The sequence below is a fragment of the Paenibacillus sp. 05T425 genome, from assembly GCF_056396205.1.
In genome coordinates this window covers 1-401 of record NZ_JBFTLA010000148.1, presented here as the reverse complement: position 1 = coordinate 401, position 401 = coordinate 1, and the positions used below count along the sequence as shown (strand labels likewise).

At 60.8% G+C, this 401-nt stretch carries 1 protein-coding gene; it reads right to left on the bottom strand.

Going from position 1 to position 401, the window contains the following annotated elements; translation table 11 throughout:
• The coding region (locus AC1DF0_RS32520) for an ATP-binding protein (RefSeq protein WP_477577734.1) at positions 1-401 on the bottom strand (401 nt) is incomplete at both ends.

Genomic DNA, 401 nt, shown 5'->3' with positions numbered 1-401 from the left:
ACCCAAGGCCGGTGCCCTGGCCGATGGGTTTGGTGGTGAAGAACGGATCGAAGGCCTTGGCCAGTACTGATGGGGTCATGCCGGCACCGTTGTCGCTGACGGCAATCATCAGGTAATCCCCGGCCCTGACTGGCTCCAGCGGAGTGACGTCGCTGCCGTCGAGGTGAACATTGGCGGTTTCGATCAACAACTCGCCGCCATCGGGCATCGCATCCCGGGCGTTGATCACGAGGTTGAGCAAGGCGTTTTCCAGTTGGCTGACATCGGTACTGACCGGCCAGACCTCATTGGCCAGCTTCAGTTTGAGCTCGATGTGATCGCCCTTGGTCCGGCTGAGCAAGTCTTCCAGGGAATGCACCAGCTGGTTGGCGTCCAGTGGCCTGCGATCCAGTGACTGACGC